The organism is Pumilibacter muris (genome assembly GCF_943193045.1).
Lineage (GTDB): Bacteria > Bacillota > Clostridia > Christensenellales > Pumilibacteraceae > Pumilibacter > Pumilibacter muris.
In genome coordinates, this window is record NZ_CALPCN010000008.1 from 30,643 (window position 1) to 53,333 (window position 22,691).

Annotated in this window: 4 protein-coding genes; all 4 read right to left on the reverse strand. The window is 49.4% G+C overall.

Going from position 1 to position 22,691, the window contains the following annotated elements:
- The gene (locus tag NFR62_RS09035) at positions 1 to 2,301 is read right to left on the reverse strand and encodes a hypothetical protein (RefSeq protein WP_251617634.1); all 2,301 of its coding nucleotides are present in this window, start codon (positions 2,299 to 2,301) and stop codon (positions 1 to 3) included.
- Positions 2,298 to 17,000 (reverse strand): hypothetical protein, encoded by a 14,703-nt coding sequence (locus tag NFR62_RS09040; protein WP_251617636.1) that lies wholly within the window; start codon positions 16,998 to 17,000, stop codon positions 2,298 to 2,300. Before NFR62_RS09040 ends, NFR62_RS09035 begins: the two co-directional genes overlap by 4 nt.
- Before the next feature lie 359 nt (positions 17,001 to 17,359).
- Positions 17,360 to 19,759 carry a glycosyl hydrolase family 95 catalytic domain-containing protein gene (locus NFR62_RS09045; protein WP_251617638.1) on the reverse strand — a complete coding sequence of 800 codons (2,400 nt, stop codon included), beginning with the start codon at positions 19,757 to 19,759 and terminating at the stop codon, positions 17,360 to 17,362.
- Positions 19,760 to 19,924: 165 nt separating this feature from the next.
- Positions 19,925 to 22,513 carry a zinc-binding metallopeptidase family protein gene (locus NFR62_RS09050; protein WP_251617640.1) on the reverse strand — a complete coding sequence of 863 codons (2,589 nt, stop codon included), beginning with the start codon at positions 22,511 to 22,513 and terminating at the stop codon, positions 19,925 to 19,927.
- Positions 22,514 to 22,691 lie beyond the last annotated feature (178 nt).

Genomic DNA, 22,691 nt, shown 5'->3' on the forward strand with positions numbered 1-22,691 from the left:
TTAATTTTCCTTATCGGTATTCTCGACTTCGCCGACGTCGGCAAGCTTCCGTTCTTCGGATTCGCCTGTTTCGTCAAGCGCTGCAGCAACCTGCGCCGCCGCTTCGTCTATCTGCTCTTGCGGAATAACCATAGCCGCCGATTCGCCTTCTTTAAACTCCTCAGCTTTTTTCTTAGCTTTCTTTTTGGCGGACGCTTTGTCTTTTTGAACGCTTGGCGCGTAAGGCTCGCCTTGCACAACGCGTATCAATCCTTTGCGAACGAGCGCGTCGGTAGACTTATACGGCACAGCGTAGTCTTCGGGTTCCCTGTCGGTTTTTTCCGCTCCGAACTCTTTCATTAAGCCGTCTATAATGTGTTTAGCGTATCCCATTTTTCTGTCGCTCTTTATGCGGTACAAAAGCGGGAACTTGTTGTTCGGGTTCTTTTGCGATAAGTCTTCGCCGCGATATTTTGTGTCGGAATAAACCGACGGGTCGGCGGCAAGATAGAGACAAAGCGTTTTTCCGCGCACCGCTATGCTCGCAACGTTGTTCTTACCCACTCTGTAAGTTTCGCGCTTCCAAGTGTTTCGCACTTTCGCATCGGAATACGATAGCAAATGATTTTTAAGCTCGGAATAGCGCGATTTCAAAAGGTCGTCAGACTGAATTATGCGCGCGGTGAAACTTCGGTTGTAATGTATTCCTTTTGCCGCAGCCTCCGCCTCTTCCGCTTCGAAGTTAGGAAGCGCGTCGCCCACAATTCTAATAAGGTCTCTACGCACAAGAACTTCGGTAGACTTATAAACGGGTTTAAAGTCGGCGGCTTTGTAGTCGGAAAGTTTCTTTATTCCGCGCTCCGCCATCATAGCGTCGATAAGTTCTTTCGCATACCCCATTCGGCGGTCGCTCTTTAATTTGAACATTAGCGGAAGTTTTGCGTTTTTGCTTTTCAGCGACAAATCTTCAACCTTGTATTTGGTGTTTTCATACTTTTTGGGGTCGGATGCCAAAAAGAGGCAAAGCGTTTTTCCGCGCACCGTAAAGCATGCCGCGTTAGATTTTCCGACGCGGAAAGACTCTCGGCGCCAGCTTGTGCGGCTCGTTACGCCTTTATATGCAAGCAAATAGTTTTTAAGCTCCGAATAACGCGCTTTAAGGTCGTCGTTCGACTGAATAACGCGCGCCGAAAAACTGCGGTTATAACGCACAACGGTACCTTCGGGGGTGAGCATTTCTTCAAGCTCGTCGCCGTCTTCGTCCACCGTGAAAGTTATGTCGGAATCAAAAGCGACGGTAACGTCGTCGATTGTTTCGAACTCTTCGTCGGCGACGGTTATTCCCTCGTCGGTTTCTTCGTCTTCAACAACGATTACCGCTTCGGGTCGAGACACATCGACGCCTTCGGGAACTTCGCCGAGCACTATTATTCTAAGGTTGCCCGCCAAATACATATCGTCGCGGCTTTGTTCTTCGAGGTCGTATTCCTTAGCAACAACTTCGCCCTTAGTAGCCGCGTCCGCTTCGGCAAGTTTTTCGAAAAGATATTTCGCGTATTCGAACTTGCGCGACGAAGTGAAACGCATAAGCATAGGCGTTTTTTCAAAGCGCTTGATTGCCGACATATCTTCGCCGTGATACTTAGTTTCGGCATAGTCGGCGGGGTTCAATGCGAACGCCACGCAAAGCTTTTTCCCTCTGAACAACAACATAGCCAAAGTTTTGCGTCCTTTGTAAACGCGTTGCCCGCGAAAACTGCCTTTTATTTTAACCCCTTTATACGCCGAAAGCTCGTTCACGAAATCGACGTAGAAATTCTTTGTTTCGGCGTCGGAATTGCGAAGTTTCGCTTCGAATCCGTAAGAATATCTAACGTAATACCTTTTGTCGTCGTATTCCTCGCCCATAAATCCGAGCGATTCGCGCGTGCCCGGCGCCATATCTGCAACGGCGAGAATTTCCACTCCGAGCGGCTCGCTCTCGTCGTCTTCCTCGTCGTCAACCGACGCGGCTGCCGCAACGGCTACTTCGGGCGGCACAAGTTGCCCTCCCGCCTGCAATCCTGCCGCAATTTCCCAAAGCGGATATGTGCGAGCCTCCACTTCGCCGCCCGCCTTTATGTATTCGAGACGAGCCATAAGTTCCTCGCGCCGAGCTTGAAGCGAGCTGTCTTGCAAGCGGTGCACACCTCTGCGCGCGAAGATAAACGCAACAGCCGCGTTTGCGGCAATGAGAGCCGCCAAAACTACGGCAAGCGTTATCGTTACGGTTAATTGAGCGGGCGAAAATATGGAAGCGCCTATAAGAGTCAACGTTTTCATGCTACCGTCCCTCCTTGCGCGTTCGCTTGTGTGGCGGACGTACCATCAGAGGGCGAATTTCCGCCATCGCCACCGCCCGTTTTTTCCGAATTCTCGGCTTCCGCTTGAACGCGTTTTTTCTTTTTATGCAACACAACTTGCGCAACCACGACTCCCGCAGCAACCGCCGACAGTCCCGAAAGCACGCTTACAACAACCACAAACACCGTTTTGCCGCCAACTATGTGCCACTTGATATACACAACGTCGGTGGTTCCGTCTTCCCATTCGTAGTTAGCGGTGTCGGCAAGAGTAATTTCCGCCGTAAAGTCGCCTCCATAGCTGTAACGATTATTCGTTATTTTCATTATGGCGTCGTCGAAGCCGTCGGGAATATAAACAAGCGTTTTGCCGTTCACAACGTAATTTTTGCCGTTAGCCTTAGGACGCGCCACTTTCATGCGGGCAACAGTCCAACCGCGCACCGCGTTGCCGTTTTCGTCTGTTTGAACGCCGTCCGCCCAACGGTAGTTGGTTTTGTCTTTCAGAATGAATTTCACGGTATATTCGCCCGCGTTAAGAGCCGACACCGTTACGTTGCTGCCGAGCACTTTGGAGTTGCCGTCGTATTCAAGACCCATAACGGCAGAATCGAAGCCGCTTACGACCGACTGCAATTCGCTTCCCGTAAACGAAGTGTTGGTTTCGTTCAACGTGAGCTGAGGAGCCGCAAGCGTAGCCTTTTGAATTTCGAACGAAACGGGTTCGCTCACAAAACCGTTGTAATTTTTGGTTCCCGCAACGGTAAGGCGCACATAGTGCGTGCCCGCGTTCACCGGAACTGACGTAGTCCACTTTCCGTTTGCCGAGTCGGAATATTCGAACACATACGCGCTTTCCTCGCCGAACACCGTTTCCGCCGTCGGCAAATTTACTGCGGCGTTATATTGCCCGTAAGTCCAACCGCCAATCGAGAGCGCCGTTCCGTTTTTAAGACCGTTTGCTGCGGGTAAAATCACGAAATCGAGCTCGCAGGTGTCAACGCTTATGCCCGCCCATTTCACATTATGGAAGTTGTTGATTTGCAACTTAACCTTATAGGTGCCCGCATCAACGCAGTCGCCTATGTGTTCCACAACGGTGTAAAGTTCGTTGTCGGTTAGGTTAGACGTAAGCTTTCCGCCCGTGTATGTTTTGCTTTCAACGTTTATTTCGGTTTGCGCGTCTATTTCTTTCTTCTCGATTGTAAACGCAATTCCCGTAGAGCCCATAAGCTTGTAGTTGCCGCTAAGCGAACTTTCCGCAGTTACGGTGTATGTGCCCGCAAGATACGGACTTTCGCTCGACGTATTTCCACCCAAATGTTCCCATTCGCCGTCGTTCGAAACGCCGGAATACACAAACGAGAAGTTCGCGCCCGTAACCGAATCGGTTATGTCGGCGCCCGTATCAGCCCTGTAAACGTTAGTTACCGACGCATTTGGCAATATGTTCCTCTCGCCCGTGTAAGTGGCGCCGTCTTGCTTTATAGCAATGCGGATTTCAAGCGGCTTAATCACATATTTGTCGGCGGAGAAGCTAACGCTGTAATTCTTGTTAGACGCGGTCGCCGTAATTTCGTATTCGCCCGCGTTGTCGCCTTGCTTCGCGTTTACTTTCGCGGTAAGTCCGAGCGAAGCCAAATCGTCGGTATAAGCAAGTTTGTCGTTTATGTTCAAGTTGTACGAAACATCCGATTCGTTTATTTCGTCGCCGTAGAACGAGGAGGCTCCGTGCACCCAAACTCTCACGGTTTTGGGGCTAACGGTAAACTTTCCGACTTGCGCCATTACAACATAGTTAGCGGCGGAAAGACCTTTCACAATGTCGGTGCCCGGTTTGGTTTCGAGCATAAAATCGTAGCCGCCGTCTTTAACAACGGGTTGCTCGGGAATACTTCCCTGCAAGAACTTGATGCCGTTCAGATTTCCCAACACACTGCTTACGGTTTCGTTGTCATAGTAGAATGTTCCCGATATAACGCACTCGAAGCTTGCCGTGCTTTGCGAATAAGTCTCGCCGTATTCGGCATTGCCGCTCGGGGTTGCGTAAAGCGTGGCTTTATTTATTTTAAGCGTGCCCGTAACGTTATTTGCGGAATTAAAGTTGTCGCCCGAAGAGCTCTCAACCTTAATCCAATAATCGCCCGCGTTTTTAGGCGCGGTTTCGCTCCACGAAGTAACTGCCGAAACGGATGCGAAATCTTTTTGATTCGCGTAATAATATGTTATCGCGCCGCCGAACTTAGCCGTTGCCGTAAGCTTATTCGCGTAAGGCGTACCGTACACGGTTTGAACGTTGTTGTCGTTCCAAGTAAGCGCATTGCTCGCCTTGCCTATCGTCCACACAAGGGTAACGTTTTTGTCGGCGTCGAGCGCGGTTCCAGTTTTCCAAATATAGTTGTCGAAGCCGTCGGGATTTATAAGCCCGAATGTAACGCTGTACTGCTTTGCGTCCACAGCCGAAAGCGTTCCGTCGTAGCTTACGTTCAATCCCTGCGTGCCCGCGGAAACTCTCATGCACACAGGCAAATAGTTAAGCACGCTTACCGAAAGCACACTGCCTGTATATTCGTAACCGCTCGGGTTCAAATCGAGCTCGGGCGCGGTTATTTGCGCTGACGACACGCGGAACAAATAGTATGCCGAACGGTTCGTAAAGTCGGCGTTGCCCGCAAAGTAAGCGCGCACAACGTAATAGCCCGCATTCACGGGAACAACTCCTGTAAACGACAGCCCCGTTAAGAACGCGGAAGTGTTTTCCACTATTGTTCCTTCTTCGGGGAATTCCGTTATCGGAGAATCCTTACCTACCCAAGCGTAGGTAAACGTAATTTCTCCCTGAATACCGTCGGTAAGTTTTGCGGTGGGCGTGTTAACCGAAGCGTCATACTCGTTATACGTCCACGATTTTATTGTAAAGTCGATAATTTCCGCTCTGCTCGCAGTAACGCGGAACTCGAAGTAAATATTATCGACACCCTCCGGCCACTTATAGTTTCTTGCGGCGTTTTGGTTAAATTTAAGACCTATAGTAAAAGTGCCCGACGAGTAAACCGAAATAACGACGCTGTCCGCGTTAACCGTCACTTTGTCTTCCCTGACGTCGGCGGGAGCCGAAGTATCGCTACCGAGCGTAAACGAAGCTATATCCATTATGGCTTTTATATATCCCGCCAAAGTGTTGGTTTGCTCGGGTTCGTCTTGATTGTAAGTGGGGGCGTTGCCTTCGCTATTTCCGCTCCAACGAACGTTTCTTATTTCCTTTTGCGTAACACCGTATTTAAGAGTAAGAGCGTCGCCGCGCGCGGTTGCCGAAACAAACTTGTTTATTCCTCCTTCCGTAACGTATTCGTCCGCGTCAGACTTAAACAAATAGTCGCGGTTATCGGCACCTATGCCGTTAGTTTTTATGCTTACGGTAACGGTGTAATCGCCCGCTTTGGTAGGCGCCGCACCAACCGAATTAGCGTCGGTTGCGGCGGTGCTGTAAGAGCGCTCGAATTTGGGAGCGAACTCGTCGCTCGAATTGCCAACTCCGAAAAACTCTATTCGAGCGTCGTGTTCGGCACCGTATTCGCCTCCGTGATAGTCAACCGCACCGCCTATTTCGTCTTCGGTGTATTCCCTATCGAACGTTGTGGCTGTTATGTAGCGCGGGGTTATGGCAAGCGCGCAAGAAACGTAAGTAACATCGTAGTTGGTAAACGTAAGACCGCTCGCGCTCACGGTATACGATTCGCCCACATGACCGTCGTATGCAACATACTGTTTTCCGGTACCGTTCAGCTTCGAAGCATAAACTATTTGACCCGAAACGGTACCGCTTTTAAGAGCGCCGGCGCCAAACTCGTCGCCCTCGCCCGTAAGCCATCCGCTGTAACGCACGGTATAAAGTTTGGTGGCGTCTTCGCCGTATACAACGCTTACTCTTTGCGCAAACTCGTTTTCGATTACCGAACCCGCTTTAACGGTGAGAGCAAGTTTTTTAATTACATAAGTCGGGCGGTTTTCTCCGTCTAACGTGTTGCCGCTCGAATTTACGAACGACACTTTATAGTTCCTATTCTCGCAAAGCGCGTCCATAAAATAAGTTTCGGCGTCGGTAGGATTACCGAATTCGAATTTCAATCCAAGCGATTCGATTGTGTCGCCGCTCATGCCGAACGCTTTGCTTCCGTAATTTTTGCCGCTTTCGTCGGCGCTCGTATCAACGCCGAAGAATTTGTTGAGCGTGCTCAAAGTTTTAAGCGCGTTGTTAAGCGTGCTTTCATGGTCGGCTTCGCCCGTGTAGTTGCGCGTAGCTTCCGAAACGCCGTTGTTCGCGCCGAACGCGGTAACAAAAATTTCGCGCTCAACCACTTTAACGGTTCCGTCGTTGAATATAACATTATAGTTATAAGCGATTATTCCGCTCGGTTTTACTCCGAAAGTTTTGTCTAACACCGCATCGGCTGTGCCGAGCGCGTTGTTGTAGTCGGACGCAGTGAAAGTAAGTCCGCTGTCGATGAAATCGGAGTTGCCTTTTTCCGTTGCGATTTTAGCGGCAACGTCGGCGTCGGACACGCCTTCTATGCCGTAGGTAACGCCAACGTTTTTCACTCGCGCGCCGTCGGCTGCAAACGGAGCGCCGTATTGCACCGTTATATTTTTATTTGCGTAAACGCTTAACCGTCCGCGTTCAACGGTGAACGTAAACTCGAAATAAGTTTTCGACGAATCCGCGAATTCGTAGTTGGCTGCGTCGGTAAGACTTATTTTCACAGTGTACAAGCCCGCGTTTTTCGCAGTGAGCATATATTCGCCCACTTGCATGTAGCTGCCGCCCACGCCGAAATCGGGAACGGCAGTATTATAGGTAAGACGCGAAGTTCCGCCGTTGTTCGCAACGATTTCGGCAAGACTTACGCTTTGCGTAAGCACCTTATTGCCCGCAAAGTCGGTCCAACCGTTGTAGCTTGCAACGGTGAAATCATTGTCGGAGCCGCCGTATGTAACTTTTACGGCAGAACTCGCCACAGGATTTACAACTACCGTTTTGCTTACTTTAAACTTCTCCGACGTTTTGTTAAGCGAATAGTTGGTCCATTCCGCATCGAGCGCGATATGAACGGTATATTCGCCCTCGTTTATCGGGCTGTTCACCGCTTTTCCTTTTTTATCGGTGTAAGAAACGGAATAAGTCACGTTCTCGTTGTTCACTATGTTGTCGAAAACGTAAGATACCGAATATGCCGCGCCGTTATAGTAGTGCGCTGCGGCAAGAGCCGAACCGCTGTTCGCCTTATCGGGCTGAGCGTTTTCCACCGAACCCGTTACAGTAAGAGTGCGCGGGTAAATAGAGTGAGGAACCGACTGCGCGCCCGAAACGTAGTTTGGATTGTTCGAACGGAACACAACAACATAACTGCCCGCGTTCACGGGAGCGCCCGCAAGCGGCGTGTTTTGGTCGGCGGCGGCATAATATTGCGGCTCGAAAGTAATGCTGTCGTTGCCGTAAGCCGTAGCTTTAAAATGCTTGCCGATGCCGTCGTAGGTTGTGGCGTCGCTCGTCGTGTATTTATCGGTGCACTCGGCGTCTTTATAAGGACCCGTTATATTCATGCTAAGCGCCGCTTTCTGAATTGTGAAAGTTGCGTCTTGCCAAGTAAGAGCATAATCGGATGCGTAACCGCTCGCAAACACCAACGAAATCGCATAGTCGGCAGCGCTGTTCGTGCGGTTGGAAAATTCGCATTCCTCGTGTTTGAAAGCGTCGGTTACAAGAGAGAACACTTTTTGAACTTCGTCAAACACATATTCCGTTCCCGCTTCTATTTGCGCGCCGTCTTTAAGGTCGCCGACGTAAATCGTTCCGCTCGTAACGCTGAACGTGAGCGCTTCGGGAGTTTCTTCCGTGTAACTCGCTCCGTTCCATTCGCCGAGCAAGTCGAAGTGATTGCTCTTGTTTTGAATTTGAATCGTTACGGGACGCGGCGTAACCGTAAGCGTACCCGTTTCAAAAGTTACAGAATAGTTCGACATAGCCGAAACATAAGCGGACTGAGACGCGTCGCTTATATTAGCCGTGTAGCCTCCCTCTTTCACAGAGCCGCTTCCGTGCCCAACCGCGTAATCGTCGGTAAATTCGGGAGTAACGTTAAACTGCCCGAGCGTTTCGGCGGTTGTGCCGTTTGTAACGAGTCCGTCTGCCACAACGCTATACACGGGTTCTTCGCCGTATACCGTCGTCGCGTCGTCAACCTTAACGGTTACCGATTTTTTGGAAACCTCGAACACGCGAACCGAAGTTGCGGCAGTATAGTTTTCGGTGCCGTCTACCGTGAAAGTAAGCTTATAGAAGCCCGCGTTAAAGTTGCCCGCGTTAAACACGCTTTCGAACCAATCGTTAAAGTTTTCGGTTACGGTAGTTGCGTCAACGGTTTCGCCCGTAGCGCCAGCGCTTGCAAAGTATTCGAGCGTAACGTTAATTGCGGGAAGCTCGCGCGTGAACAGCAATTCGGGTTTAACCACTCTATGGCTGCCCGACGCGTTGTTGTAGCCGTCGGGGTTAAAGGCGGCGTCGTATTTTCCGTAAGTCCATGCCGACGCCGAAATCGCGTCTATATCGCCAAACACAACGTTAGCTTTTTCGAACGCGAAAGGAGTTTTAAACTCGTTGTTCGCATTATCGATTTGAACGGTTTTTTCAAACTCTTGGGCATTATGGTTTTGCGCTTCTATGCGGCAATGCACATAGTAAATTCCGGCGTTGCTCAATTCGGGCATTGTGCCGAGCACGCCATCGCCGTTACCGTTCTCGCCCCAGTTCACTGTTTCGCCCTTCGTTTTGCTCACATAATAGAACACCGAATACGAGGAGCCGTCAACGGTTTTAGCCGCGTCGCCCGCGTTAAAGCCTTCGCTTTCTCCGAAAATAAGAACTTCATGCTCGTTCTCGTCGTATTTTTCGGGCGTAGTTTCGCCATAAGCGGTTATATTGCCGTTAAGAGCGAGCGAGGCGGGAGTTATTTCATAGACGCCGGCTTTTCCGCTTTGCTCGCCGCCGCTCCATGAACCGGTGTAAGTAATAGCGTAGCCTGCGGCAAAAGCTCCGTTCGCCGCAACGATTGCGTATTTTCCCACTTTATTCGTCGTAGCGTTAGCGCCCGTAACCGAATCGGTAAACGGCATAGACGCGTCGGACGAAAGCGTGAATATTTCGCTCAAATCGTCTTTATGGTAAATTTCCACAACGGCGCCGTTATAAACGGATTTTGCGGAAGTCGTAACGCTCGCGGTAAGCTCTTTTAACTCCGCATTATAAACGCTGTCTTTATTCTCTATTTGCACATTTAAAGGAAGTTCTTTTACGGTAAGCGTGCCGCCGCCGTTGCCGAAAGTATAGTTTTTGGAAACGAGCAAATCGAAATTAAATTCGAACGTATATTCGCCAACTTCGCCGCCCGCAACATATTGCACGCCGTTCTTTTTAGCCGTATACGAGAAAGTGCCTTTCAGTCCGAATTCTTCGGCATTGTTTTTAAACGCCGTTTCGTCTTGCCCCTTAAAGTCCGTAACGGTGTACATTCCGCCCGCAATCAAGCCGCTTATATTCATCAAATAGCCGCTTGCGTTATAGCTTTCGGGAGCGATTTCACCGAAGAATATTTCGAGGTTTGCCGACACGCTGAGCACGGCTTTTTCGATTTTAACGGTTACGGTAGCAAATTTGCCGTCCTCTTTATAGAATGCGGTGTTGTGATTGGCGGCGATTACTTTAACGAAGTAATGCCATTCGCCCGCGTCTTTTTTAAGCTCGACTTCGGAGTATTTTTTCCACACAAGTGTTTCGGGCAGGTTCTCCGTTTTGTCGGCGGAGTCCACTTCCGCCACCCACCATTCTACTTCGGAATCGTCAACCGTTTTAGCCGACTTCGTGCTTAAAGCGTTATAAGCGGTCGCGTCGTAGGTGTCCGAATGACCCGTAGCCGAAATCGCGGTAATTTCCGCATTGGTAATTTCATACGGAAGCGCGGTAAAATTCACGGTGTAGTTGCCGCCCAAGTAGCCCGAAACGCTCGAAATATCTTTAAGCGTAACTAAGTAATTATTTCCCGCAGGCGAACCTTTTGCCGCCGCGTTGCCGCTTGCGTCGACAACATGCAATTCGAACACAAGAGAGTCGGGAACGCCGTTAGCGAGCGCGGGAGCGCCCGTAGCCACGTTAGTAGAATCAAGCTTAACGCTGTACACATTGCGGTCGAACGTTAAAAGGTCGGCGTAATATACGCTTTCGAGTTCTACGCCGCTCTTAACCGTTACCGTTATTTCGCGCTTTACAATAGCGAACGCGCCTTCGGTAACGCTAAGTTCGTAGTTATCCGTGTTATTGATTTTGGGAACAACGCGGTAGTTATTCCCCACCGTCGACGAGGAAGTCACCTCGTTGTTGCCTAAGTCGAGAATTTGCACGACAACATATTCGTTGCTCCATGTGTTCGGAAGCGTAGTTTGGTCAAAGCCGCCCGTAAAAGTCCAAGCTTTTTCAGTAGCGGTAACGCTCTCGCCGTAAACGTGATTATTTACGCTCGTGCCCGTAACGAAAACCGTAAACTTTTTAATAAGCAACTCGCCGCTAACGTTCACTCCGTCGAACGTATAATTATCGGCGTCGCTAACTGCGGTAACTTTAACGTTATAAGGTATCGCGTTGCCATGCGTGTCGGTTTTAACGTTTATAGGCTTGCCGAACGTGTCAACCGCGTAACCGCCGTCGGAAAGCGTCACGGTAAGCTCGGGAACAGAGGCGTCGCCCGCCGCGCTTCTGTCGGGCGCGTTGGTTACGGTTGCGGTTGCAATATGCCCGTTGCCGTCGTAAGTAGCTTCGGTGTCGCTCCAAGCAAACGCAACCGCGCGTTTTGCAACAACAAAATTCTCCACTACAAACGAGCGGTCTTGATAGTCCGACTCTTTGCCGCCGTTCGCGCGGAAAGTGATGTTAACGTTAACGGTATATGTGCCCGCCGCCCAAGGCAAACCGTTTTCGAGGTCGGTAACAACATTGCCGCTCGAATCTTTAAACAAAACGGTTATTGCGTAATTTTCCGTCTTGTCGAGATTCGCAAGACTTTCTATTCCGTCGATTTGAAGCTGAGTGCTGTTCTCGGCGGTAAGGTCCCCCGCCTTAAATTCGCCCGTAAGCTCCCTTGCGGTGCCGCCGAAACCGTTTTCGCCGAACGTGTAGCCGTTCATAGTAACGTTGAGCGCAAGAAGCTGTTTCGTAATCGCCCAATGCAAATACACCGCCACACCGTCGGTTTCGTTATAAACGATTGTGCCGTATTTGTTGTTAACGGGTTCGAGCGCGCTTCCCGCTTGGTCGGCAACGTTCTCAATCCATTCGTAGTTATATTCGTTGTCGGCATTCACGGTAAGCTTGGCGTAATATTGCCTACGCACGTTAAACGTGCCGCCTGCGGTCGCATAAGTTCCGTCGTCGTTCACAACGCCGTATTCAACGTTGTAGGCTACGGTATGCGTTCCCACAGTAACGCTTCCGCTAAACGCATTGTCGGGCTTACGTTCCGCTCCCGTCTCGTCAATTTGCAAAGCGCGGTATTCGCCGAGCGCGGGCGCGGTAAGTTGCATTCTTTGCACCGTAATCGCGGCGGCTTCGTATTCGTAGTTGCCGACAAAAGCAAAATCTTCCGCTTTGCCGTCGCCGCTCCAACAATAGTTATTGCTGTCTGCAAGCGTGAAAGTAACGGTGTAAGTGCCCGCATTCGTATAAGAGAACACGCCGCTTTCTATTGCGAGCGAAGCGCCGCTAACGGCAGCGTTGTTAAGCCAAGCATTCTTTCCCGAAACCGTTACGCTCACGCCGTCTTCGGGGAGAGCGCCGAGCCAAGTATTCCAATCCGAACCGGAAACTTCGAAGTTAAGAGTTTGAGTGCTGCCGTTAAACGTTCCGCCGTCGGTTACCGAAGTAGGCGCAATTATTTCTTTCTTTTTAACGGTGAACGTATGTTGTTTATCTGCGGCGGCGGAAGGAAGCGCGTAGTTTGCGATATAATCGCCGATAAAGCCCGTCGCTTCGGCAGTCCAACGCCCCGCGTTCACTCCCGCGCCGTCGGCTGTCTCAACGATTTTGCCTACGTTTACTTCTACTTTGCCAACGTCGGCGGTAGCCAAACCTTTAATTTCTGCGGTAGGCTTATGAGCGGAACCGTCGTAAATAAATGAATCGTCGCGCCATTCGAGTTCTATCGTGAGCGGGTCGATTATAACGGTGTATTCGAATTCCTGTTTTTTGTTCCCCTCCGACGCGTCTTTCCATTCGTAGTTCTCGTCGGGCTTAATCAAAACTTTATAGCCGCCCGAAACTACGTTGCGCATTGCGGCAGTGTTGCCCGAATAGGTAATCTGCACAATAAGCTTGCAGTCGGAACCCGCCATATAGTTGGCTTCCCAATTCTTCACAAAGTCGCCGAACAAATATTCAGCCGCCTTATAGGTTACGGTGATTGTGTTGCCCGAAACGGTTATAGCCGCGCCGAACTCCGACGGGCTTTTAAACTCGATAGCTTCTAACCCCGCCGACGTAACCGTGAACGGCTTAACGTAGCCCGAAATCGGCTCGGCGCAGAAGTTCGCCGCACCCGTACCGCCGTAAGTAAGCTTAACGTAGTAAGTTCCAGCCGCAGTAACGCTCTCCGCTTCGCCCGAAGTGCAATCTTCGTTGGCGTAAACTTTCGCCGAAAGCGTAAGCGTGCCCGCCGAAACTTCGGTTTCGGTAACGGTGCCCGCAGTAGCTACGGGTTTAGGCGCATGGGCGGAACCGTCGTAAATGAAGTTCGTTTGGTCCCATGCAAATTGTATTTCTTGTCTTTCGAGAGTGTATGTAAGCGAAAGGTCGGCGGTATGGTTGCTCTCCTCGCCGTCCGCGAGCCACTCGTAATTATTTTTGTCGGTAAGCTCAACCGTAACGGTATACGTTCCCGCTTCGGTAACTCCGAAAGCGTTGCCCGACTCGGGAAGAGTAACGGTTATTGCAGTATTTTTGCCGTCGAGCGTTTTTCCCGCAATAGCCGATATGCGCATAGCCGAAGTATCGAAGCCCGCGCCGCCTACCGTTACGGCGTGTTGCGTTCCGTTGTATTTGCCCAAATCGCCGCTTGCTACTAACTGCGCGAGCGCCTTTTTGGCAATTTCATATTCCGCAAGTTCGATTTTATCGTCCGACTGCGCAACGCTCCATTCGTAATTACTTGCATAGCTCGCGTTTACAGTGATTGTAACGGTGTAAGAGCCCGCCTCTTTGATTTGAACCGTTCCTGCGGTTGCGTCTATTATTATGTCGGAAGCGGATATTGCCGTAGCTCCGTCGAAACGCACTCCCGAAACCGCAACGCTAAGGAATTCCCCGCCCGTTTTGGTTTTATCGCCGTTCACAAGCACGGAATTCCAATTTCTAAGCGTGATTGTGTGAGCGCTGCCGGAATAAACGGCGTTTAACGGAGCGTCGATTGCAACAACTGCAATCTGCGCTTTATTTACCGTGATTTGCGCATAAGCTATAGGAAGATTATAGTCTATGGGCTCGCCGTTTTCGTCAAGTTCGCCAAAAGTTCCCGCGTCAGGTTGCAACTCGGTTTCGAATTTCGCAAAGTAAGTCCCCGCATCCCATTCGTTAAAAGCTCTCGTTTCTTCCGTAGCCGAAGGCTTACCGTTAGAATCCGCTTTATAATACGCTGTGGGCGCGTTTTTAACGTTCACATATTCGCTACCGCCGTTCCCGAGCTTTTTATTGATTGCGTAAAAACCGAAATCGGCGAGTTCTTTATTCTCTCCGTAATAAAAGCTCGCGCTCGTCATATCGAAACTGAGCGAAAGTTTGTTGATTACAAATTCAACCGACACTTTACCCGCCGTAACGGTTTGCCCTTCAGCCCAAGTATAGTTATTCGCATGCGCCGCGTTTATTGCGAGCGACACATTATACGTTCCCGCATGCTTAAATCCGCCCGCAGGTTCGCCCGTAACGTCGAGCACAGTGCCCGCCGTATCGGCATACGATAATCCGTCGTTATTCGAAGTGTTGGGGAAATTTTCTTTTTTAACGAAATCCGCAACAGTGTAGCTTTCGCCGCGCTTGTAGTCGGGCGCGTCGGTTTGCCCTTCCACACTGATTTCGCGCGGAAGAATAGTAACCGTTTTTGCGGCGCCGCGCGTAGTTTTGGATTGCATGTAAGCGGACGTCTCTTTTGTTACGACAATAACATAATAAGTACCCGCGTCTTTGGGCGGCGTTTCGTCAATCGCGTCATACGACGGCATATTGTCGTAAGTCTTGCCGTCGTAATCGTAGTAATACAGCTTATATTCTATCGCAAGCGTTTTGTTTTCTATGTCGTCGAGCGCGCCCGCGTTGCGGTTCAAGGTGTATTCCATTCCCGCGATTTTGCCTTTAACTACGGGTTTAACAGAATCGTTGCCGTAATACCACGAAGCGCCGTTTTCGCCGTAATCCAAACTCACTTCGAACGTGCCTTTTGTTACGGTAACGGTGTAGCTCAAAATAAAGTCGGAGTTTCTGCTTACATAAACGGGTATGGAAGAAGTTGCCCATTGCCATTCGGATTGAGCTTCGCTTTTAACCTGCAAGCGTATATGATAAGTGCCGCCCGCCGTAAAACTTACTTTTTGCGTGCTTTCGTCGAAAGATGCAAGAGGATTTTCTCCTTCGTCAAGTCTGTCGCCTGCGGCGTTATAAACGCCGATAAATTCCGATTGCTCCGAGTTTAAACCGCTAAACGTAACGCCGCAACCGTTGCTGTATTCAAGGTCGGCTCTATCGAGCGTGGGAATAGAAAGAGAATCGCGGTTTATGATAAGATTTTCACCAACATAACCCTCTAACGGATATGTAGTTCCGATTCCCGTATATTCCAACAACAAAACAACAAGTTTGACTTTTGAAGTAAGCCCCGTTTTGCTAATGTCTATCTCGTGCTCCGTAGTCTGTTCTTCGGCGTCATAAAACTTTGTGGTTAAGTAACCCGAGTCAACAAAATCAGAAAGCGAAGTAACGATAGGTACATCACGGGTAGTTCCCTCAGGTCTATAAGTTAGCGTAACCGTAAGCCCTGTGTAGTCAAAAGGCTTGTGCATTGTCTGTTGCGCAAAACTTCCGTTTATATCACTCGATACTCTCTTAGGCGTTGCGGGTCGAATATTCTTAAAGGTTACTTCGGTAGTTATATTCGTAGCTATTTTGTTATCGCCATCGCCCGTATAATAACGTATTGTAACGGGTTTGTCGTAAGGCGACGTTGTTCCTATATCGGTTCCTTTGGGAGAAAGCGAACCCTCTACCTCATACTGACTTGTGGCAAGAGGCGACGAAGTTCCTTTTAATCCCGAATTATAGGTGGGAATAACGCAACCCACAAACATTTCCACGTTAAGCTGCGTGTAAGCGTAAAGCGAATCGGGTTGAGTCCAACTCTCCGAAACCTCGATAGCAACAACGGTCTGCTCCTCGAAAGGAAGAGTTACGGAAGCGTTTTTAACCGTGCCTTTTTGCCCCGTAACGGAAAAATTCAGAATGTTGGAACCTGCGGTAAAATTTCTGTTGTCGGTGTTCACAGCTTCGCCCGTTTGCGTGTTTACGCCGCCTTGCAAAGCTCCGTTGTCGTCAAATTTAAGCTCCAAAACGCGGCAAGAATTAGGATAATGCGCAGTTATAACAAGTCCGTATTTGAAAACCTGTTCTTGTGTCATGCCCGCCACAAAGCCCGAATAGCCGTCGGGCTTCTTATAATATCCCGCACTGTCTTGCGTAAATTCGGGATTAACGCTAACCGACACGCTTTGCAATGTTGAAAACGTGGGGCGAATAGTAACCGTTCCGCTCGCGCCTCCGCACTCGGCAACAAACGTAACCGTGATAATGTTGTCTGTATTGGCTGTTAAACTCGTTCCCGCAAAGCTAACGTTATAAAGTTCGCGGTTTAAAATCGGTTCCTCAACTTCATGTTCGGTTCCGTCCTCTTCCGTTTTTTTATAAGTTCCGTAAACCTTTAAAACTTTTTTCAGAGTTTCGGGAGTATTGTCGTCGGAAATAGTTTGAGTAACGGGAGCCACTCGAAGCTTGGTGTATTGAATAAGCGCGTCGCGTTTAACAACAGTAACGGCGGGCACGGAAGCGCTTACGCTTGCCCCGCACTGCACAGTAATCGAACCGACTTCAACGTAATCGTTGCTGTTTAAAGTGGGAAACAGTTCGCTGTTTATAGTGTACGAATCGGCGTAAGCAATACCGTCGATTGCAACAGTATATTCTTCGGGTTCAAGCACAAATTCTTCTTCGCCCACAGTGCCTTTAACAATTAAGTTTTGCTTAAAGCCTTTAACCGTTGTAAAATCGGCGTATATTATGGGCAACGCAGTTTCGGTGCCGTTTAATTCAACCGAAAGAGCGGTGTAAGCTCGTTGCGGCTTTGCAACGGCAGGTTCAGAAGTTCCCCCTCCCGCAGATTCGGCATCTGAAGTTATTTGACCGTGCAGATTGTCGGCATATGCGTTTCCGTTATTCAGCGACGGAAGCATCACGCCTACGCTAAGCAATACGCAACCCAAAACGGCGCAAAAAGCCATAGCCATTTTCCGCTTTAACGAAAGGTTACACAAACGTCTCATTACCATACTCCTTCCCGCTTTTCCGATGCGCGAGTTCGCGCATAAAAAAGAGGCTCAACCGATTGCAACAACACCGTCAGTTTATTAAATTAGTCACAATATGCAGGTAAGTTTAAGCAAAACGCAAAACCCGTGTATGCGTTTTAGCGCTAAACCTCAATTAAAATCGCAAACGTGCGCGCATTTTTTATCGCGCAAGACAAATATAGTTGCGTCTAATTACTCGGCAATATTTTATCACACATTGCACATATATGTCAAGAACTATATTAAAAATATACGCGCAAACACAGAGTTTGCGCGTATAAAACAAGCGTTTTTACCTTTGGAAATTTTTTGAAAGGATAGCCTAACGGATTTTATAATCTTATCTCTATCGCAGCAACTTTGCCTGCCACAAGCGACAACCCCGTAACAAACCCTGCTTCGTAGTCTATTTTTTCGGAAGTGTTCTTGGTTATAAAACGCTTTGTGCCTTCGGGCAAACGGATATTTACGTTCGTTGCGCGGCGGGATTTGAGTTTAACAAGCACAACTCCCTTTCTCTTATCCCACGAAAGCGACGAAACCTCAACGCCGGTGCGGGTTTGCAATCCGCTTATTTCGCCCTTAGGAAGCGACGACGGAAGCGCGGGCAACAGACGAACGCATTTCGAATCGGACTGAACGAGCATTTCCTGCAAAGCGCCCGTAACGCCCATATTGCTTTCTATCGTGTATTGCGCCCAGTTTCCGTTGTTTGCAACACCCATTCCGCGCCAGTCGGTGGCGGAGAACACAAGGTTGCCCATTGTCATGTTGCGAACAATAGTGCTTATAATATCAAGCGCCGTGTCGCCGTCGCCCATTCGGGCGAACACCGACGCATAGCGCGCAAGGCTCATACTCGTGTGTTCCGCATTCGCTCCCGCAATTTTCTTTTTAGCCGCAAGAGAAAACGCGCGCATAAGTTCGGGATTTTCGGGCGTAACTTCGCAACCGGGATAAACGGGATAAAACATTGAAACCGACGAGGAAGCGTAATTGTCGGCAAAAGCTTCGTCGGCATATTCGCGCACAGTTCCGTCGTCGTTAATTTTGTAGTCGGGTATGCGGGTAAGCATATCTTTCCATTTGGGAATTTCCGATTTATTCATTGCCGCATGTTCGCTTCCTTCCACAAGGTTTGTTAAAAGTTCTTTCGCAACAGCGAAATCTATTGTGGAATTGCGCGCTATTTCAAGCGAATCGACGCCTCCGTTCGAGTAGTTCGCGGGAGTCGTGTCCGGAGAATAAGACGGGCAACTTTCGTATTTGGAATCGGAATCGAGTTTAAAGAAATTTTCATAAAACAGCGCAACTTCTTTCATAAAAGGCAGAGCGCGCGTTTTAAGAAATTTAATATCGTCGGTGAAAAGATAATAATCGTAAAACAGTTGGGCTATCCACCCCGCAACCGCCGTAAAATGAATAACCTTGCTGTCTATCATGCCGAGCACGCCGGTGCCGTGCGCCATAACCGACGGAATAAATATTCCCCTGCATCCGTAAAGACGCGACGCGTTCTTTTTAAGGTCGTCGAGTACGCTTTCGTAATAGGTGAAAACGCTTTGCATTTGGTCGGCAAGATTGCCCGCAAGAACGTGGCAATATGTGCTTTGCAAACTGCCCGACGCGTTAATTTGACTGCCGGGTGCTTTAAAATCGCCGCACCAAAGCCCGTAAGGCGGCAAAGGGTGCGAAGCGTCGGAAGAGCCGCACAGCATAAGGTATCTGCCGTATGCCCACAGTTTTTCAAGCAAAGCAAGGCTCGCGTCGCCGTCCACAAAAGCATTTCTCACAAGTTCGTCGGCGGCAACGTCGCGCTCTTCGGCGTCGAGGTCGAGTTCGGCGCTGTTAAACAAACGGTTGTGCAAAGGCGTGTGCTCTTTCAAAAGTTTTTCGTAAGTGGATTTAACCGCTTTCAACGATTCGCGGATTGCTTTCCATTCTTTTTCGCGCTGGCTCTCCACGAACGGACGAATCAAAACGAGAATTTTTTCGGCGCCGCGAATGGTTATTCCCTTTCCGTCAACAATCTGCTCGCCGCCGAAATGGTTTATAAAGCCCACCGCGCCGAAATCCGCGCCCGAATCGCTACGCGAAGAAAAACACATAAAATACTTTTCGTATTTCACGTTCACGCCGTCGGGCAATTTCGAAACCGCGTCGGGAGTGCGAACGTTGAACTTATCGTGAACGTCGAGCGAGAACGTAACGTCTATCGCCTTTCCGCCCGTGCGGGTAATTTCATACACAATAGTGTTGGGAAGAGCGCGCGACACAAACATAGAACGGTCGTAACGCGTGGCGCCGTCTTTAAAAGAGACGGTTATTTCCCCGTTTTCCATATTTAAAACGCGGCTGTACTCTTTTGCGGCTCTATCAAGCTTCATGTCAACGTGAAAATCGCAAACGGGAAGCGGATATGCCAAAAGCGGACGATAGTTTTTGCTAATCAAAGAATCGCGGAGCACATTTTCGGCTTCGCGCGCTTCCGCGTCGTCCATTTTTTTGCGAACGTCTTTAATCTTGTCGGCAACGTCTTGCAAAACGCCGACATGCCCCTGCCACCAGTTGTCGCAGTGATTTATCATAATAACTTCGTTTGCCGCGCCGCCGTATACCGCCGCGCCGATTACACCGTTTCCCGCAGGAAGAGCCTCGCGCCAAGTGGAACCCCACCAACTCGCGGGCATAGTGAATCGAAGTGCGTTTTTCGGTTTGCGAATCGTTGCCATAAATATCAATCCTCTGCTGTTTTTTCGGTTGCGGAGCAACCGTTGCCACTGTAATATTATACCACAATATTATAAATTTTGTCTACTGTAAACAGTTAGTAAAAGAGGCAAAAACGGGATTTTTTGCCCGTTTTCGCCTCTTAAACCGTTTTTTTGCGTTCTGTTTTAAAGCGATTTGGTAATTTTAAGCACTATTCCGCTTTTAATCGAGGGTCCCACTTCGGAGTTAGACAAATAGTATTTGTAAAGCTCGTCCCAGTCGCCCATAGAAGAAATATTGCTGCTGTTAAAAATGTGTTGTTCGAAAACAATTTCGCAACTCGCGTCTATCGTCATATCGAAATCGGAATAACCGTAAGGCAAACGGAAAACAATTTCGTTTTGCTCGTTAAACGTGTATTCTTCGCTCTCGCGGTTTTCGTCGCCCTTGTTGAATATAACGCTCTTAACCGCAGACGCGCCTTTAAGCGTAACCGTTACAAGCGAGTTGCCCGAATCCGTAATTTTAAAAGCCACCGCGCCGCTCGAATTTTTATCGAAGTCGGAAACGGACGAGGAAAGCACGTCTTCCGTTCTGCCGTTGTAGTTTTTAACGTAAGCTTTCTTGTCGGCGTTCCAACTCATGTCTTTAACGGCGTAGCGAATAAAGTTGTATGCCGCCATGTCGTGAACTTCCACAGTGGTGGTGGCGGAAGCCGTTCCGTTCTTCTCGTATACGAAAAGCAACGAATCGTCGTAAATAGAATCGTAATAAGAATACGCTTGCGCCGAAGCGGAGCTGTAAGCCGTTGTTCCGAACGAACAGAACATAACAACCATAACCGCCGAAATAAACGCCACAAACGAAATTCCTATGCGGTTAAGATAACGGCAAGGCGTTTTCACTTTCTCTATTTTTTTAACCTGAACTTCTGTAAACTTGCCTTTTTTGGCCTTGTCCTCCTGCCTTTCGGTTACCACGCGCTCGTAGCGAACAGTGCGCTTGGGAAGCTTGCCGAAAGCTTTATCGAGCACAGGTTTAAGGTAGTCGGCGAACGGCGCTATAAAGCCCGCAAGACCGAGCACAACCGCAAGCACGAGAACAATGGTAACTGCGGGGAAAAGCGTTTGAGCCGCGTATATAACGGGCAAAAACAGCGGAAGCGAGAACACTATTGCCCAAACGTAAAGGAACAAGCGTTCTATATCGGTTTTGAATTTCTCTTTGAATTTACGTTTAAACAACACCGTGAAAAGCATAGCCGTAAGCGAGAACAGTGCCACGCATGTGAACGGATAGCTTATGCCGGGAGCCGCAAACGACATAACGAACGCCACAAGCGCGAATATGAACGTATTGCCGCGAACAACGTCTACCGCTTTTACGGCAAACGTGCGTTTTAAAATTATATAGAAGAAGATTGCGAGCGCGATTGCCAAAACCGCAGCCGACAACAACGTTCCCGTGCCCGCGAACCTAACTGCGGAAATGCTACGGAACGAAACGACTCCGAAGCCTGACAATAAGAGCGCGAACAGATAGTAAAGCGCGAGGAGCGCAAGCGAAGTTGCGAGAAGAGTAACGAGCTGCACGGCAGCGCCCGCAAGAGCCTTGCCCCATCCGAAAGCTTTATTGCGAATATTGAGGATAACGATAGCAATCACAAGCCCCAAAATTATGCCCGCTATCACGAACGCCACAGCCGCAGGATAATACACCGTCATAACGTCGAGATACGAGAAATATACAGCCGTAGATTTCGAATCGAATTTGGCAACCGACGAATCGGAATAGCACGACACGAATTTGTTCATTGCGCCGGCTTGCTGCTCAACAAGTTTGCGGTTAAGAGTAGAGTCTTTCGCGGTAGCGTATTCGTTGAATCCGCCGCGATTAGTAAAGTTGAGAGTGTTATAATCGCCGAACACGCCGCTACCCGAATAATCGCTGCCCTTAAACAAAAGAGGCAACGCACTCGACGAGAAAGTGCCGCCGTTAAAGCGGGAATACTTTCCCACAAGCGACAAAACGTCGCCGCTGCCGGCGTACATCATAAGAGTGCCGCCGGTGCCGCCCGCCGAAAAATCGGCGGCCGCGCGAACGCGCGCGCTCACGTTATCGAAACCGGAAAATTGTTTTGTGAACGCATAAGCGCCCAAATCGCCTTCCTGCCCCGCGTCGCCGAACAGGAACACCAAAGTGTTGAGCGGAGTTTTTCCGCTCGAAAGAACGTCTACCGCAGTTTGAAGCAACGAACCTGCGGCGGCGGAGTAAGACGCTCCGCCGAAAAACGAACCGTCGTAACGGGCGTGCAAAAGTACCGCGTCGTTGCTTGTTCCGGGTATTGCAAAAATAACGTTTTCAACTGTGCGCGCAACGCTAACGTCGGAATCCGACGGAAGCGAGCTTTGCGCAATAACGGCTTTTTGAACGTAAACCGTAGGAACGGGCGTGTTATCGCGCTCGAAATATTCCACCGTGTTCTTGCCGTCGTCGTCCAAATCGTTCGAAGAAGTCCAACGGGGCATCTTGTTAGCCCCCGCGTCGGTAAGCGTTTTAACTATATAGTCGCGCGCTTCTTCCCTATTCGAGGAATCGTGCTCGTTGCGGTTTGCTCCTCCCGCAAGTTGCGAAGCGTAACGCATTGCCGAATCGACCTGCGATTTTTTTAAACCGCTGCCGCCGCCAACGTGCGAATCCACGATGCCGAGCACCAACATAAGCACAACCAAAGCCGCCATAACGGGATAGTAAATGCGCTTGAATATCTTCATCAGGGTGTGACCTCCGTATCTGCCGACGGAGCTTGCCGTCGGAATAAAAGCAGAAAAGCTCTTATTATTTTACCACACTCGGAATTAAATTACAAATCTTTTGCGGGCATTTTGGGAATATTTACAAAATTTTTCGAGCGCAAAAACGGCGTCGCACATCATAATAAGCGTTTTTATG